11 protein-coding genes and 1 rRNA gene are annotated in these 15,869 nt (G+C 72.4%); 4 read left to right on the top strand and 8 right to left on the bottom strand.

All coding sequences use genetic code 11. The annotated features are described in order from the left end of the window. Positions 1 to 29: 29 nt before the first annotated feature. The 3 genes from CYQ11_RS17025 to CYQ11_RS17015 all read right to left on the bottom strand — a co-directional run bounded on the left by CYQ11_RS17025 (position 30) and on the right by CYQ11_RS17015 (position 2,921). Positions 30 to 1,553, bottom strand: a 16S ribosomal RNA gene (locus CYQ11_RS17025). Between the two features lie 485 nt (positions 1,554 to 2,038). Further along, on the bottom strand, positions 2,039 to 2,551 hold the full coding sequence (locus tag CYQ11_RS17020) for a hypothetical protein (RefSeq protein WP_099197744.1): 513 nt from the start codon (positions 2,549 to 2,551) through the stop codon (positions 2,039 to 2,041). A gap of 58 nt (positions 2,552 to 2,609) precedes the next feature. After that, positions 2,610 to 2,921, bottom strand: coding sequence for an SH3 domain-containing protein (locus CYQ11_RS17015; protein ID WP_240003156.1), 312 nt, complete (start codon positions 2,919 to 2,921; stop codon positions 2,610 to 2,612). A gap of 111 nt (positions 2,922 to 3,032) precedes the next feature. On the opposite strand from CYQ11_RS17015, the gene CYQ11_RS17010 reads away from it, so the two are divergent. Continuing rightward, a complete protein-coding gene (locus CYQ11_RS17010) occupies positions 3,033 to 5,258 on the top strand; it encodes a serine/threonine-protein kinase (protein ID WP_099197745.1) in 2,226 nt (741 codons plus the stop codon). Positions 5,259 to 5,316: 58 nt separating this feature from the next. Here CYQ11_RS17010 and ilvD read toward each other — a convergent pair whose 3' ends face one another. The 4 genes from ilvD to CYQ11_RS16990 all read right to left on the bottom strand — a co-directional run bounded on the left by ilvD (position 5,317) and on the right by CYQ11_RS16990 (position 9,941). Continuing rightward, the gene (gene ilvD, locus CYQ11_RS17005; protein WP_099197746.1) at positions 5,317 to 7,167 is read right to left on the bottom strand and encodes a dihydroxy-acid dehydratase; all 1,851 of its coding nucleotides are present in this window, start codon (positions 7,165 to 7,167) and stop codon (positions 5,317 to 5,319) included. A 140-nt stretch (positions 7,168 to 7,307) separates the two neighbouring features. Next, positions 7,308 to 7,985, bottom strand: a complete 678-nt coding sequence (locus tag CYQ11_RS17000; protein WP_099197747.1) for a TetR/AcrR family transcriptional regulator — start codon at positions 7,983 to 7,985, stop codon at positions 7,308 to 7,310. After that, a complete protein-coding gene (locus tag CYQ11_RS16995; RefSeq protein WP_099197748.1) occupies positions 7,982 to 8,806 on the bottom strand; it encodes a sugar phosphate isomerase/epimerase family protein in 825 nt (274 codons plus the stop codon). Before CYQ11_RS16995 ends, CYQ11_RS17000 begins: the two co-directional genes overlap by 4 nt. A 202-nt stretch (positions 8,807 to 9,008) precedes the next feature. After that, complete coding sequence (locus CYQ11_RS16990) at positions 9,009 to 9,941, bottom strand: Ppx/GppA family phosphatase (protein WP_099197749.1); 933 nt, start codon at positions 9,939 to 9,941, stop codon at positions 9,009 to 9,011. Positions 9,942 to 9,986: 45 nt separating this feature from the next. Between CYQ11_RS16990 and CYQ11_RS16985 the strand changes: the two genes are divergently transcribed. Next, positions 9,987 to 10,898 (top strand): DUF3109 family protein, encoded by a 912-nt coding sequence (locus CYQ11_RS16985; protein WP_099197750.1) that lies wholly within the window; start codon positions 9,987 to 9,989, stop codon positions 10,896 to 10,898. A gap of 106 nt (positions 10,899 to 11,004) precedes the next feature. Here CYQ11_RS16985 and CYQ11_RS16980 read toward each other — a convergent pair whose 3' ends face one another. Then, positions 11,005 to 12,888: a BACON domain-containing protein gene (locus CYQ11_RS16980; RefSeq protein ID WP_146104696.1), complete on the bottom strand. Its 1,884-nt coding sequence runs from the start codon at positions 12,886 to 12,888 to the stop codon at positions 11,005 to 11,007. A gap of 208 nt (positions 12,889 to 13,096) precedes the next feature. Here CYQ11_RS16980 and radA point away from each other — a divergent pair, with 208 nt between their 5' ends. Together radA and disA are read left to right on the top strand one after the other, a co-directional pair. After that, a complete protein-coding gene (radA, locus tag CYQ11_RS16970) occupies positions 13,097 to 14,521 on the top strand; it encodes a DNA repair protein RadA (RefSeq protein ID WP_099197753.1) in 1,425 nt (474 codons plus the stop codon). Positions 14,522 to 14,703: 182 nt separating this feature from the next. After that, positions 14,704 to 15,837 (top strand): DNA integrity scanning diadenylate cyclase DisA, encoded by a 1,134-nt coding sequence (gene disA / locus CYQ11_RS16965; RefSeq protein WP_099197754.1) that lies wholly within the window; start codon positions 14,704 to 14,706, stop codon positions 15,835 to 15,837. The last annotated feature ends 32 nt before the right edge of the window (positions 15,838 to 15,869 follow it).

Raw genomic sequence — 15,869 nt, 5'->3', positions numbered from 1 at the left:
TCGCTTGCAGTCGGCTATGTGCTCCTTAGAAAGGAGGTGATCCAGCCGCACCTTCCGGTACGGCTACCTTGTTACGACTTCGTCCCAATCGCCAGTCCCACCTTCGACGGCTCCCTCCACAAGGGTTGGGCCACCGGCTTCGGGTGTTACCGACTTTCGTGACGTGACGGGCGGTGTGTACAAGGCCCGGGAACGTATTCACCGCAGCAATGCTGATCTGCGATTACTAGCAACTCCAACTTCATGGGGTCGAGTTGCAGACCCCAATCCGAACTGAGACCGGCTTTTTGAGATTCGCTCCACCTCGCGGTATCGCAGCTCATTGTACCGGCCATTGTAGCACGTGTGCAGCCCAAGACATAAGGGGCATGATGACTTGACGTCGTCCCCACCTTCCTCCGAGTTGACCCCGGCAGTCTCCTGTGAGTCCCCATCACCCCGAAGGGCATGCTGGCAACACAGAACAAGGGTTGCGCTCGTTGCGGGACTTAACCCAACATCTCACGACACGAGCTGACGACAGCCATGCACCACCTGTACACCGACCACAAGGGGGCGACCATCTCTGGCCGTTTCCGGTGTATGTCAAGCCTTGGTAAGGTTCTTCGCGTTGCGTCGAATTAAGCCACATGCTCCGCTGCTTGTGCGGGCCCCCGTCAATTCCTTTGAGTTTTAGCCTTGCGGCCGTACTCCCCAGGCGGGGAACTTAATGCGTTAGCTGCGGCACGGACGACGTGGAATGTCGCCCACACCTAGTTCCCAACGTTTACGGCGTGGACTACCAGGGTATCTAATCCTGTTCGCTCCCCACGCTTTCGCTCCTCAGCGTCAGTATCGGCCCAGAGATCCGCCTTCGCCACCGGTGTTCCTCCTGATATCTGCGCATTTCACCGCTACACCAGGAATTCCGATCTCCCCTACCGAACTCTAGCCTGCCCGTATCGAATGCAGACCCGGGGTTAAGCCCCGGGCTTTCACATCCGACGCAACAAGCCGCCTACGAGCTCTTTACGCCCAATAATTCCGGACAACGCTTGCGCCCTACGTATTACCGCGGCTGCTGGCACGTAGTTAGCCGGCGCTTCTTCTGCAGGTACCGTCACTTTCGCTTCTTCCCTGCTGAAAGAGGTTTACAACCCGAAGGCCGTCATCCCTCACGCGGCGTCGCTGCATCAGGCTTTCGCCCATTGTGCAATATTCCCCACTGCTGCCTCCCGTAGGAGTCTGGGCCGTGTCTCAGTCCCAGTGTGGCCGGTCGCCCTCTCAGGCCGGCTACCCGTCGTCGCCTTGGTAGGCCATCACCCCACCAACAAGCTGATAGGCCGCGGGCTCATCCTGCACCGCCGGAGCTTTCCACCACCAACCATGCGGTCAGCGGTCGTATCCGGTATTAGACCCCGTTTCCAGGGCTTGTCCCAGAGTGCAGGGCAGATTGCCCACGTGTTACTCACCCGTTCGCCACTAATCCACCCCGAAGGGCTTCATCGTTCGACTTGCATGTGTTAAGCACGCCGCCAGCGTTCGTCCTGAGCCAGGATCAAACTCTCCGTGAATGTTTACCCGTAATCGGGTCGACACCACGAGAGCGGAACAACCAGGCGGAATAAGCCCGGTCGTTCACAGCGTCCTCGCTGTGTGTGCCTACCCGATCCATACGGACCCGGCAGGACTTTTAAAGGAACCTCATCCATCGAGATGGACGGGGTGTCAACATATCTGGCGTTGACTTTTGGCACGCTGTTGAGTTCTCAAGGAACGGACGCTTCCTTTGTACTCACCCTCTCGGGCTTTCCTCCGGGCGCTTCCCTTCGGTATTTCGTGTTCCGACTCTATCAGATCCTTTTCCGTTCCGTTTCCGGTCCGAATTCGGTTTCCGATTCCCCTGTCGGCGGGGTGTTCACCACTTTAGCGGATTTTCCTGGCGACTCCTAATCGGAGTCCGGTCGGTAATTCGGCAGGCCGAATTGCTTCCCGTTCAGGGGCCGTGCGGTGGTGATTGGTGCTGCCGTGTGGCAACTCGGAGAACTCTACACGACGTTCAGGGGTGCTTGCGCCGCCCCTTGGACGCCCTCGCCGCCGGGTTGCCGGTGCGGGCCGAGCGGCGACGCTCGTGGCGTGCGCTTTCCTGCTCGTACTCCGCGCGGTGGAGACGCTCACCCGGGGCCTCGACGAAGCTCCGGAAGAAGTAGGCGAGCAGGACGCCGACGAACCCGATCATCACGATGCTGTGCATCGAGCGTTCTGCCGCCGCGTCCGTCGCCCCCGCCTCGGGGCGGCGGACGAAGCCGTCCCAGGTCCGGCGGAAACCCAGCGCACTGCACACGGCGAAGGCCACCACGACCATGAGGTTCACGAGGCCGCCGACCTGGGCGATCGCCAGGCCCTCGTAACCGAAGCGCAGCAGGAACGCTCCTGCCACCGCCGCCACCAGGGAACCCGCGGCGACGCCGGCGCGGCGCAGCGCGTAGCCGCCGTCGTGGTCGACCCAGGTGGTTCCGAAGAACCGGAGGGGCTCCGGGCGGGGGCCGGGGGCCTCATGCGCATCGCTCATGCGTCGATTATCCGCGGCCGTCCCCGGACGCCGTCCTGGGCCAGCGTCCCCGCTCGCCTCAGCCCGCGCAGCGGACGGCCACGAAACCGCTGGTGCCCGTCTTCACATAGGCGTCGGACACGTACTGGCCCGGCGCGATGCTGTCCCAGACGTCCGTGGTGCCGCAGGGGCCGGAGACCGTCTCCCCTCTCGTCTGGCAGCGGATCTGCACGCTGGTGCCCTGCGGCAGGACCTTGATGAGTTCGCTGTCGGTGCTCGGGCCGCGGCGGACGTTGACCTGGTAACCGGGTGCGAGCGGGTAGTTCGTCACGCTGGTTCTCCCCCCAGGGGAACAGAAGATGAAGTCGGCAGATGAGCCGTGAAATGTCATGCGCAGGCTATCGACGTCCGGCATGCCTCCCCCGGTTCCCCCCGGCCCATCGATTAGGCTCCGCAGGTCGCCGAAAGCGGCCGAATGACTCAGGTGACACGGGGGTGGGCCATGCCGCCGCTGCGCGGTGCCGGGGCGGGAGCCGAAGCGGACGATCCGCGGTACGCGGGCCGGTACCGGCTGGAAGGCCGTCTGGGCTCCGGTGGCATGGGCGTGGTCCATCTGGCGCGTTCGGCTTCGGGGCTGCGGCTCGCGGTGAAGGTCGTCCACGCCGAGTACGCGGCGGACCCGGAGTTCCGGGCCCGTTTCCGTCAGGAGGTCGCGGCGGCCCGGCGGGTGAGCGGGGCGTTCACCGCGCCCGTGGTCGACGCGGACCCCGACGGCGAACGGCCCTGGATGGCCACTCTCTACATCCCCGGTCCCACGCTGTCCGAGCGGGTGAAGCGCCGTGGGCCGCTGGAGGCGGAGGCGGTGCGGCGGCTGGCCGCCGGGCTGGCCGAGGCGCTGCGCGACATCCATCGCGCCGGGGTCGTCCACCGGGACCTCAAGCCCAGCAACGTGCTGCTCGCCGAGGACGGCCCCAAGGTCATCGACTTCGGCATCTCCCGCCCGTACGACAGCGAGCTGCACACGGAGACGGGGAAGCTCATCGGCACCCCGCCCTTCATGGCGCCGGAGCAGTTCCAGCGGCCGCGCGAGGTGGGGCCGGCGGCGGACGTGTTCGCGTTGGCGTCGCTGCTGGTGCACGCGGCGACGGGGCGGGGGCCGTTCGCGTCGGACAGCCCGTACCTCGTCGCCTATCAGGTGGTGCACGACGAGCCCGACCTGACGGGCGTTCCGGTCGACCTCGTGCCGTTGATCCGCGCCTGTCTGGCGAAGGAGCCCGCCGACCGGCCCACGCCGGACGCCGTGATGGCGATGCTGTCGCAGCCGGCCGCGGACGGGGACGGTGAGGACCGCGCCGTGCCGGTGCCTTCCCGCGAACGCCCGGTGGCGGCCGTCGAAGCGGCCTTCACGGCCCGGCCGCGGCCCCGCCCGGCGGCGGCCGGGCCGTCCGGTCCGACCGGCATATCCCGCACGCCCGTCCCCGCCCCCGCCGCCGTCCCCCCTCCGCGTCCCCGCCGGCGCCTCCCGCGGCGCCACTGGCTCGCTGTGGCCGCCGCCGTGGTTGTGGCTCTCGCGGCCGGTGCGACGTGGGCGGTGGGCCGGGCCGGGGACGTGCGGCAGCCGTCGCAGGCGCGGCCCACCCCGGCCGGTGCGGCGTGGCACCCGTGGGAGGCGTCCGTCGCGGAGGACGCGGCGGGCTCCGGCGAGGTGCGAGCGGGCTTCTGTTCGTACGCGGGCGGGGCGCTGTACTGCTCGGCGCGCGGAGTGCAGGCGGCCCGGGTGGAGGTGGCGACCGGGAAGGTGGCCTGGCGGCGGACGGCCGCGGTCCCCTCGCCCTTCAGCGGATCCCTGAGCGCCCCGGTCGTCTCGGGCGGCCTGGTCCACGCCCTGTCGATGGACGGGCGGAAGCTGTCGGCGCTCGACCCGGCCACGGGCGAGCCGCGCTGGACGCGCGACGTGGCGGCGTACGACGGGCGGGTCTACCACGCGGGCGACACGGTGCTGCTGGTCGCGGGGGACGGCACCGTGACCGCCGTCGACGGCGCCACGAACGCCGAGCGCTGGCGGCGCCGGCTGCCCGGCGGGACGAAGCCCGTCTTCTCGTACTTCGGCGGTGGGCCGGCCTTCGGCGTCACGATCTCCCCGGACGGGCGTCGTACGCACGTCGTGGCCGTCGACGTGGCGCGGGGCGCGACGCTGTGGGAGTGGCAGGCCGAGGGCAACCTCACCGCGGTGGGGGCGGACTCCGGCGACGCTTTGTACCTCTCGGAGTCGGACTCCCTCAACCACGTCTCGGCCGTGGTGCGGTACGCGCCGGGCATCGGGCGTGAGCGCCGTGTGCCGCTGGCCACGCGCGTGCAGGCCACGAGCGTGGTCGCGCGCGGGGACACGGTCTACGTGCTGTCGTCGGACGGCGGGCTGACGGCCGTCGGTACGGGCGGGGCGAAGTCCGCGGGTCCGTTGTGGCGTCTGGACACCTCGGTGGCCAACGCCTCACCGCTGCTGGCCGCCGACGACCGGCTGTACTTCTCGTCGGGCGACGGCCGGCTGCTGGCCGTGGACACGGCGCGGGGTGCGCTGCTCGGTACGACGTCGCCCCGCCTGGCCAAGGCCGGGCGGGGCTTCCTGGAACTGCTCCCGGCGCCGGTGGCGGCGGAGGGCAAGGTGTTCGGGGCGGCACCGGACGGGTCGGTGTTCGCGGTGAACGCCAACCCGGCCGGCTGGCGGTGAGCGGGGCCGGTCCGGTCCGGCAGCGCAGGCGTCCCGCGCCGCCGGTCCCGGTCCGGCTTCAGCCGAGCTTGCTCACGTCACGGACCGCGCCCTTGTCGGCGCTGGTGGCCATGGCCGCGTAGGCCCGCAGCGCCGCGGAGACCTTGCGGTCGCGGTTCTTCGGGGCGTACCGGCCGCCGAGGGCCTCCCGGCGGGCCGCCAGTTCGGCCTCGGGGACGAGCAGTTCGATGGAGCGGCCCGGGATGTCGATGCGGATGCGGTCGCCGTCCTCGACGAGGGCGATCGTGCCGCCCGAGGCGGCCTCGGGCGAGGCGTGGCCGATCGACAGGCCCGACGTGCCGCCGGAGAAGCGGCCGTCGGTCACGAGGGCGCAGGCCTTGCCGAGGCCGCGGCCCTTGAGGAAGGAGGTCGGGTAGAGCATCTCCTGCATGCCGGGGCCGCCGCGCGGGCCCTCGTAGCGGATGACGACGACGTCGCCCTCCTTGACGCCCTTGGAGAGGATCTTCTCGACGGCCTCGTCCTGCGACTCGCAGACGACGGCCGGGCCCTCGAAGGTCCAGATCGACTCGTCGACGCCGGCCGTCTTCACGACGCAGCCGTCGACGGCGAGGTTGCCCCTGAGGACCGCGAGGCCGCCGTCCTTGGAGTAGGCGTGCTCGGCGGAGCGGATGCAGCCGTTCTCGGCGTCGACGTCGAGGGACTCCCAGCGCTCGGACTGGGAGAAGGCGGTGGCGGAGCGGACGCAGCCGGGGGCGGCGTGCCACATCTCGACCGCCTCGGCGGACGGGGAGCCGCCGCGGACGTCCCAGGTCTTGAGCCACTCGGCCAGTGAGGGCGCGTGCACGGTGTGCACGTCCTCGTTGAGCAGGCCACCGCGCCAGAGCTCGCCGAGGATGGCGGGGACGCCGCCGGCGCGGTGCACGTCCTCCATGTAGTACGTGCCGCCGGGGGCGACGTTCGGGGCGACCTTGGCGAGGCAGGGCACGCGGCGCGAGACCTCGTCGATGTCCGTCAGGTCGTAGTCGAGCTCGGCCTCCTGGGCGGCGGCGAGCAGGTGGAGGATCGTGTTGGTGGAGCCGCCCATGGCGATGTCGAGGGCCATGGCGTTCTCGAAGGCGGCGCGGGTGGCGACGTTGCGCGGCAGGACGGACTCGTCGCCCTGCTCGTAGTACCGCTTGGTGATCTCGACGACCGTGCGGCCGGCGTTCTCGTAGAGCGCCTTGCGGGCGGTGTGCGTGGCGAGGACCGAGCCGTTGCCGGGCAGGGAGAGGCCGATGGCCTCGGTGAGGCAGTTCATGGAGTTGGCCGTGAACATGCCGGAACACGAGCCGCAGGTGGGGCAGGCGTTCTCCTCGATGCGGAGGACGTCCTCGTCGGACACGCTCTCGTTGACCGAGTCGACGATGGCGTTGATCAGGTCGAGCTTGCGGACGGTGCCGTCGACGAGCGTCGCCTGGCCGGCCTCCATGGGGCCGCCGGAGACGAAGACGACGGGGATGTTCAGGCGCATCGCGGCCATGAGCATGCCGGGCGTGATCTTGTCGCAGTTGGAGATGCAGATCAGGGCGTCCGCGCAGTGGGCCTCGACCATGTACTCGACGGAGTCGGCGATCAGGTCGCGGGAGGGCAGCGAGTAGAGCATGCCGCCGTGGCCCATGGCGATGCCGTCGTCGACCGCGATGGTGTTGAACTCGCGGGGGACGCCGCCGGCCGCCTTGATCGCGTCGGAGACGATCCGGCCGACGGGCTGGAGGTGGGTGTGGCCCGGCACGAACTCGGTGAAGCTGTTCGCCACCGCGATGATCGGCTTGCCGAAGTCCTCGCGCGCTACGCCCGCGGCGCGCAGAAGGGCTCGGGCGCCCGCCATGTTGCGGCCGTGGGTGACGGTGCGGGACCTCAGCTCGGGCATCCTGCTCCACTCCTCGAATCCTGGGACCGGTTCCCGGATCTGCTCTCCCGGAACCTGACCTTCGAGCCTACGCCGGTCATCCGGGTGGCGGACGGGATTTCCGTCATGTGAGACACCGGGCGGGAGGGGGACGGGCCCGGTCAGGCACCCGTCAGATAGCGCTGCACCGCCGGTCCCACCATGGCCACGACCTGCTCGACGTCGGCCGAGGCCAGGGGCTCCAGTTTGATCACGTGCCGCAGCATGGCCACGCCCACCAGGTGGGACGCCGCGAGTTCCGAGCGCAGCCGGGCGTCGGGGCCGTCCAGCTCGGCGGCGAGGCGGATCATGAGCCGGCTGGAGACCAGGTCGCGGAAGACGCCCGCCGCGGTCTCGTTGGCGACGGCCGAGCGGAGGATCGCGAGCAGCGGTTCGCGCGTGACCGGGTCCTCCCACACGCCCAGCACGAAGCGCGCCATCCGCTCGCCCGCGCCCTCGGGGCCGGCGTCGATGACGAGGTCCGCGACGCTGAGCGCGGGGGCGAAGGCCGTCTCGACGGCCGCGGCGAAGATCTTCTCCTTGGGGCCGAAGTAGTGGTGGACCAGCGCGGGGTCCACGCCCGCGTTCTTCGCCATCCCGCGGATGGACGCCCCGTCGTAGCCGTGCTCGGCGAACTCGGCGCGGGCCGCGGTGAGGATGCGCTCGCGCGCGCCCGGGCCGCTGCCGGCGGCCGTGCGGGAGGGGCGGCCGCGCCTGCGGGGGGCGGGCGGCGTGCCGCCGGCCGCCGGCGGGCCCTCCGCCTTCTGCCGCCCGTCCGGCTTCTCCGGCGTTCCCGTCATGGCCGCCGGGCGCCCGTCGGGGAGGCGAGGTGGAGCCGGGTGAAGGCCAGGGCCTCGGCCAGGTCGGCCTCGCGCTCGGCGGCGGACATCGCGCGCCGGGTGTTGACCTCGATCACGACGTGCCCGTCGAAGCCGCTGACCGCGAGGCGTTCCAGCAGCTCGGCGCAGGGCTGCTTGCCGCGCCCGGGGACCAGGTGCTCGTCCTTGGCGGAGCCGTTGCCGTCGGCGAGGTGGATGTGGGCGAGCCGGTCACCCATGCGGTCGACCATCTGGAGGGCGTCGGTCCTGGCCGTCGACGTGTGGGAGAGGTCGACGGTGAAGTGCCGGTAGTCGTCCTTGGTGACGTCCCAGTCGGGCGAGTAGGCAAGCATCTCGCGGTCGCGGTAGCGCCAGGGGTACATGTTCTCGACCGCGAACCGGACGTCCGTCTCGTCCGCCATGCGCCAGATCCCGCGCACGAACTCCCGCGCGTACGAGCGTTGCCAGCGGAACGGCGGGTGGACGACGACCGTGCTCGCGCCCAGCTTCTCGGCGGCCGCGCGGGCCCGCTGGAGCTTGACCCAGGGGTCCGTCGACCAGACCCGCTGGGTGATCAGGAGGCAGGGTGCGTGAACGGCCAGGATGGGCACCCGGTGGTAGTCGGAGAGGCGACGCAGCGCGTCGATGTCCTGGCTGACGGGGTCGGTCCACACCATGACCTCGACACCGTCGTAGCCCAGGCGCGCGGCGATCTCGAAGGCCGTCGCCGTCGACTCGGGGTAGACCGATGCCGTTGACAGGGCGACCTTCGCATCCGGAATGCGCACCACTGGCTCTGTCACGAGGGACAGCGTATGCCCGCCCCTCCGGCGGCGGGCAGGTGGTCTCGCACACGGCGGACGGGGGCGGGTACCGGGTCCCGGCCCTCGTCAGGCGGCCGGGACCCGGCCCGTGCGGCGTTTCCGGCGGTACGCGCGCGGGTGCGCGTGGCGTGCGCCGGGGTGCCGTGAGCTTCGTCACCGCCGCCCGGGCCGTGAGGTCCCGTCACGTCGCGGGCAGGTGGTCCAGCCGCCGCAGGATGACGCCCTCGCGCAGCGCCCAGGGGCAGATCTCCAGCTCCTCCACCCCGAACAGGTCCATCGCCGCCTCCGCGACCAGCGCGCCGGCCAGCAGCTGCGCCGCCCGTCCGGCGGACACGCCGGGCAGGGACGCTCGCCGGTCGGAGGTCATGGCGGAGAGCTTGGGCACCCACTCCTCCAGGGCCTTGCGGGAGAGGTTGCGCTGAACGTAGAGGCCCTCGCCGGAGCGGGCGGCGCCGGCGATGCGGGCGAGCTGCTTGAACGTCTTGGAGGTGGCCACGGTGTGGTCGGGGGTGCCCAGGCGGGCGAAGTCGCCCACGGTGCGGGCGATCTCCGCGCGGACGTGGCGGCGCAGGGCCCGTACGTCCGCGGGGGCGGGCGGGTCGCCGGGGAGCCAGGAGGCGGTGAGGCGGCCGGCGCCGAGGGGGAGGGACGCGGCGGCGTCGGGCTCCTCGTCGAGCCCGTAGGCGATTTCCAGCGAACCGCCGCCGATGTCGAGGACAAGGAGTTTTCCGGCCGACCAGCCGAACCAGCGGCGGGCGGCGAGGAAGGTGAGCCGGGCCTCTTCGGCGCCGGTGAGAACGGGCAGGGTGACGCCGGTTTCCCGCTGGACGCGGGTGAGGACGGCGTCGGCGTTGGCGGCCTCGCGGACGGCGGAGGTGGCGAAGGGCAGGACCTCCTCGACACCCTTGTCCTCGGCCGCCTGGAGGGCGTCGCCGATCACGGCGACGAGCCGGTCTATGCCGGCGTCGCTGATGGCGCCGTCGTCGTCCAGCAGTTCGGCCAGGCGCAGCTCGGCCTTGTGGGAGTGGGCCGGCAGGGGGCGGGCACCGGGGTGTGCGTCCACCACCAGCAGATGGACCGTATTCGAACCCACGTCGAGGACACCGAGTCTCATGGCCTGAACGCTACTGCCGTGCCGTTCGGCGCATAGGCTTGAGGGGTGGCGAAGACGAAGAAGGCGAAACCGGACAAAGTCCAGGATGACGCCCTGAAGAAGCAGTCGAAGGACCCGGAGCGCGGCTCCGGGAAGAGCTCCGGCAAGCCCGCGAAGGCGGACAAGGCCAGCAAGCCGGGCAAGGGTTTCCCGAAGGGCGCCGGCGGCGCCGTCCCCGACGAGGTCGGGCTGGACTTCGCCCGGGCCTGGGTGGAGTTCCCCGACCCCGCCGACGACGAGCAGGTCTTCCGCTGCGACCTGACCTGGCTGACGTCCCGCTGGACCTGCGTCTTCGGCAGCGGCTGCCAGGGCATCCAGGCCGGCCGCGCCGACGACGGCTGCTGCACGCTGGGCGCCCACTTCTCCGACGAGGACGACGAGAAGCGCGTCGCCACGCACGTGGCGCGTCTCACGCCCGACATCTGGCAGTTCCACGAGGAAGGCACGCGCACCGGCTGGACCCAGGCCGACGAGGACGGCGACCGGCAGACCCGGCGCTGGCAGGGCTCGTGCATCTTCCAGAACCGGCCGGGCTTCGCCGGCGGCGCCGGGTGCTCCCTGCACATCCTGGCGCTCAAGGAGGGCCGCGAGCCGCTGGAGACCAAGCCGGACGTGTGCTGGCAGCTGCCGGTGCGGCGCACGTACGACTGGATCGACCGGCCCGACGACACCCAGGTGCTCCAGATCAGCATCGGGGAGTACGACCGCCGGGGCTGGGGCTCGGGCGGCCACGACCTGCACTGGTGGTGCACGTCCGCGCGGTCCGCGCACGGCGCCGGCGAGCCGGTGTACGTGTCGTACCGGGCGGAGCTGACCGAGCTGATGGGGAAGAAGGGGTACGCGCGGCTGGTCGAGCTCTGCGAGGAGCGCATGGCCTCCCTGCTGCCGATGGCCCCGCACCCGGCGGACGCGCGCTGACCGCACGACCCCCGCACCGGTCCCCGCGCCGGCGCGCTGCGGAGCCTACGGCGCTCCGGCCGGCGCGGCTCTGACCGGCCCGCACCGGCGCGCTCGGGCCGGGCCGTCACGGCCGGTGCGTCTGCTCAGGGGCCGGGACCGGCGCCGGGGAGGTGGCGGGCGGCGGCGCGGACGGGTGCGCGGGCACGGTCGGCGTCGGTTCGGGGGGCGCGCCACACCCCTCGATCGTCACCGCCGCGCCGCCCGGCGCGACGGCCACCCGGGCCCGCCACGGCCCCGCCGGCTCCCGGGCGTGGTCCACCTCGACCGTGATCGTCACCGACTGACCGGGGCGCAGGACGCCGCCGGGCTGGCTGAGGCGCAGCCAGGGCGCGTCCGCGGACATCGACCAGCTCACCGGTTCGCCACCGCTGGCGGTGAGGGTGACGAGGGTGACGGTGCCGCTCGGCTGGGCCTCGACCGTCAGCCGTCCCGGGCCGAGGACGGGGCCCCGGGCGGCCGGGGCGAGGGGGGCGCCCACGGCCGCGGCCGGCGGCGTCGCGGCGGGCGCGGGCGGCCCGGACACCGGCTTGCCGTCCGGGCCGACCACGGCGACGGACACGTCGGGGAAACGGTGGCCCACCGAGGCCGACGCGCCGGCACCCCGGGCACGGCCCGCTCCCCCGTGCCCGTCATCGAACGGGCCGCCGCCGTAGGTGCCGTCGTACGGACCGCCGTAGGAGCCGTCGTACGCGCCCTCGTGGGGGCTGCCGCCCAGGCTGTCGGTCTCCGTGGCGGACACCGGGGCCGCGCCCTGCTCGTCACCGGACGGGCCGCCGCGGTAGGCGGCCCACAGGGCCAGGACGGGCGCGGCGATGACGGTGGCGACGACGGTGGTCGTGACGGCCCTGCTGCGCAGGCGGCCGCGGCGGGCGGCGCGGTCCTTGGGCGCGAGGGGGAAGCCGCCGCGGTCGAAGCGGGGCATGGCGCGGGCGGCCTGGCGGCGGCGCTGGGGGCGCGCGCCCAGCGCCCGGTGCAGCGCGGCGCGCACGCCGGGCCGGGGCGCCTCAAGGACGGGCAGCGGGGCCGAGGAAGCGGCGGTGCCGGGCCAGGGCTCGCCGGCGTTGGCCCGCTCGGCGGTGCGGCGGCAGTCGGCGCACTCGTCCACGTGCCGCACGAGCTCCCGTCTGAGGGCCGCGCCCAGCAGCACCTCCGTCTCCCCCGTGAACCGCGCGACGACCGGACACCGGCCGGACTCCACCACGGCCAGGGCGGTGCGGGTGCGCTCGACCTCGCAGGCGGCGGTGGACAGCAGGGTGCGGGCGGCGTTGTGGTCGAGCCGGAGCACGGCGGCGACCTCGTGCGGTGCGAGCCCGTGCCGGACGGCCAGTTCGAGCGCCTCGCGCTGCTCGGCGGTGGTGCCGGCGGCCTCGGGCCAGGCCAGCAGGGCCAGCTCCGCGCGGGCCCGGGCGTCCCCGGCCGCGCCGGGGGCCGGGCGGGGGCCGGGCTCGGCGAGCCTGCGCAGGCACTCCCAGCGGGCCAGGGCGTACAGCCAGACGCGGTGCGCCTCCTCGGCGGCGGGCGCGCGGTCGGCGCGGCGCTCGGCGAGGGCGAGCACCCCGCCGAGCGCGGCGACGGCGCTCTCGTGCTCGCGCAGGACGGACAGGCAGTAGGTGAACAGGCCGTCCAGCCACGGCTCGTAGGGGGACGGCGCGCTGTCGGCGGCCGGGGGCGTCGCGCGCGAGCCGTGCGGCTGTGGGGCGTCCCGGGCGAGGCCCTCGACGAGGGTGTCATCGAGGGGGTCGTTCGGGACGGGGTGCGAGGCGACCGTGTCCCCGGCGGGCTCACCGGGCTCGGCGCTCTGGACGCTCGCGGTGGTGTCGGCGTGTTCGACGTGCTCGGGGTGTTCGACGTGCTGGACGACCGGGGGCTGGACCGCGCGCGGCGCACGGCTGGGTGCGCGGTGCGCGCCGGTGGCATGCGTGGGGGGCTCGGGCCTGCGCGTCATCATCCCGGCGACGGTAGGCGGACGCTGCGCCCTCGTCCGCCCTGCCCACGCAGGTTTAACCCATACGGGTGACTCTCTCGCTCGAAGGGGGACAGGAGGCTCGAATTCCACCCAGTCGGGGCGGGGATCACGCACTGGTGGACGACGGCGGGCGGGCCGGCGCCCCACCGCGCCCCCGGCCCTGTCAGTGGCCACCGCTACGGTGATGCGCATGGCTGCCCGTACCTCCCGCTCGTCCGCCAAGGACCGGCCCTCCTACCGCTGCACCGAGTGCGGCTGGACCACTGCCAAGTGGCTCGGCCGCTGCCCGGAGTGCCAGGCATGGGGCACGGTCGAGGAGTTCGGCGCCCCCGCCGTCCGTACGACCGCGCCCGGCAGGGTCACGTCCGCGGCGCTGCCCATCGCCCAGGTCGACGGCCGCCGGGCCACCGCGCGCGGCACGGGCGTGCCCGAGCTGGACCGCGTGCTGGGCGGCGGTCTGGTGCCCGGCGCGGTGGTGCTGCTCGCGGGCGAGCCCGGCGTCGGCAAGTCGACGCTGCTGCTGGACGTGGCGGCCAGGGCGGCCAGCGACGAGCACCGCACGCTGTACGTGACGGGTGAGGAGTCGGCGAGCCAGGTCCGGCTGCGCGCCGACCGCATCGGCGCCCTCTCCGACCATCTGTATCTGGCCGCGGAGACCGATCTGTCGGCGGTTCTCGGCCATCTCGACTCGGTGAAGCCCTCCCTGCTGGTCCTCGACTCCGTCCAGACCGTGGCCTCCCCGGAGATCGACGGCGCCCCCGGCGGCATGGCGCAGGTCCGCGAGGTCGCGGGCGCCCTGATCCGCGCCTCCAAGGAGCGCGGCATGTCCACGCTGCTGGTCGGTCACGTCACCAAGGACGGCGCGATCGCGGGTCCCCGTCTACTGGAGCACCTGGTCGACGTCGTGCTGTCCTTCGAGGGCGACCGGCACGCCCGGCTCCGCCTGGTGCGCGGCGTGAAGAACCGCTACGGGGCGACGGACGAGGTGGGCTGCTTCGAGTTGCACGACGAGGGCATCACGGGCCTGGCGGACCCCAGCGGCCTGTTCCTGACCCGGCGCGCCGAGCCCGTGCCCGGCACGTGCCTCACGGTCACCCTGGAGGGCCGCCGGCCGCTGGTGGCCGAGGTGCAGGCGCTGACCGTCGACTCCCAGATCCCCTCCCCCCGCCGCACCACCTCCGGTCTGGAGACCTCCCGGGTGTCGATGATGCTCGCGGTCCTGGAGCAGCGCGGCCGGATCAGCGCCCTGGGCAAGCGCGACATCTACAGCGCCACGGTCGGCGGCGTGAAGCTGTCCGAGCCGGCGGCCGACCTGGCCGTCGCGCTCGCCCTGGCCAGCGCCGCCAGCGACACCCCCCTGCCGAAGAACCTGGTGGCCATCGGCGAGGTCGGCCTGGCCGGCGAGGTGCGGCGGGTCACGGGCGTGCAGCGGCGGCTGGCCGAGGCGGCCCGGCTGGGCTTCACCCACGCCCTGGTGCCCGGCGACCCGGGCAAGGTGCCCGACGGGATGCGGGTCGTGGAGGTCGCGGACATAGGCGAGGCACTGCGGGTGCTGCCCCGGCGGCCCCGCCGTGAGGCCGCCCCGAAGGACCGGCCGAACGACAGCCCTCTTTAATAGGCTGGGCGCCAGTAGACTTTGCCCTGGTCCCGCCCGTACGGACACGACGTCGTACACAGAGTCGTCCGCAGACGTACACGGAGTCGCACACGACGCACACGGCGTGCGCGGCGACGTGGCGGCGTGGACGACATTCGGGCGGCCCGCCGCACCGTTGACCTTGCGACCGGAGGAGTGCAGTGGCAGCCAACGACCGGGCATCGGGCCCCGGCAGGGCCGGAAGCGGCTCCGGGGGCTCCGGCGTCGACGGGCTGATGCGCGCTTCGCTGAGCGCCGTCGCGCCCGGCACGGCCTTGCGCGACGGCCTGGAGCGAGTCCTCCGCGGCAACACCGGCGGACTCATCGTCCTCGGCATGGACAAGACCGTCGAGCAGATGTGCACGGGCGGATTCGTCCTCGACGTCGAGTTCACCGCCACCCGCCTGCGCGAGCTGTGCAAGCTCGACGGCGCCCTGATCATCGACAAGGACATCTCCAAGATCGTGCGGGCGGGCGTCCAGCTCTACCCGGACGCGTCGATCCCCACCGAGGAGACCGGCACCCGGCACCGCACGGCGCAGCGCGCGTCGATCCAGTCCGGCTTCCCCGTCGTCTCCGTCAGCCAGTCGATGCGCCTGATCGCCCTGTACGTGGGCGGGGAGCGCCGCGTCCTGGAGGAGTCGGGCGCGATCCTCTCCCGCGCCAACCAGGCGCTGGCCACGCTGGAGCGCTACAAGCTCCGCCTCGACGAGGTCGCGGGCACGCTCTCCGCCCTGGAGATCGAGGACCTGGTCACCGTCCGGGACGTCACGGCCGTCTCGCAGCGGCTGGAGATGGTGCGCCGCATCGCCACGGAGATCGCGGAGTACGTCGTCGAGCTGGGCACCGACGGCCGGCTGCTCTCCCTCCAGCTCGACGAGCTGATCGCCGGCGTCGAGCCGGAACGCGAGCTGGTCGTGCGGGACTACGTCCCCGAGCCCACCGCCAAGCGCACGCGTACGGTCCCGGAGGCGCTCTCCGAGCTGGACTCCCTCACGCACGCCGAGCTCCTCGAACTGCCCATCGTGGCACGGGCCCTGGGCTACAGCGGCTCGCCGGAGACCCTGGACTCGGCGGTCTCCCCGCGCGGCTACCGCCTGCTGGCGAAGGTGCCGCGGCTGCCCGGCGCCATCATCGAGCGGCTCGTCGACCACTTCGGGGGCCTGCAGAAGCTGCTCGCGGCGAGCGTGGACGACCTCCAGACGGTCGACGGCGTCGGCGAGGCCCGTGCCCGTTCCGTCCGCGAGGGCCTCTCGCGGCTGGCGGAATCCTCGATCCTGGAGCGGTACGTCTAACGTCCGTACGCGTCCGTGGCGTTCCTGCACGC

The sequence above is a fragment of the Streptomyces cinnamoneus genome, assembly GCF_002939475.1.
Taxonomy (GTDB): domain Bacteria; phylum Actinomycetota; class Actinomycetes; order Streptomycetales; family Streptomycetaceae; genus Streptomyces; species Streptomyces cinnamoneus_A.
Note: the sequence above shows the minus strand (reverse complement) of the source record. Positions and strands in the feature narration are given on the sequence as shown.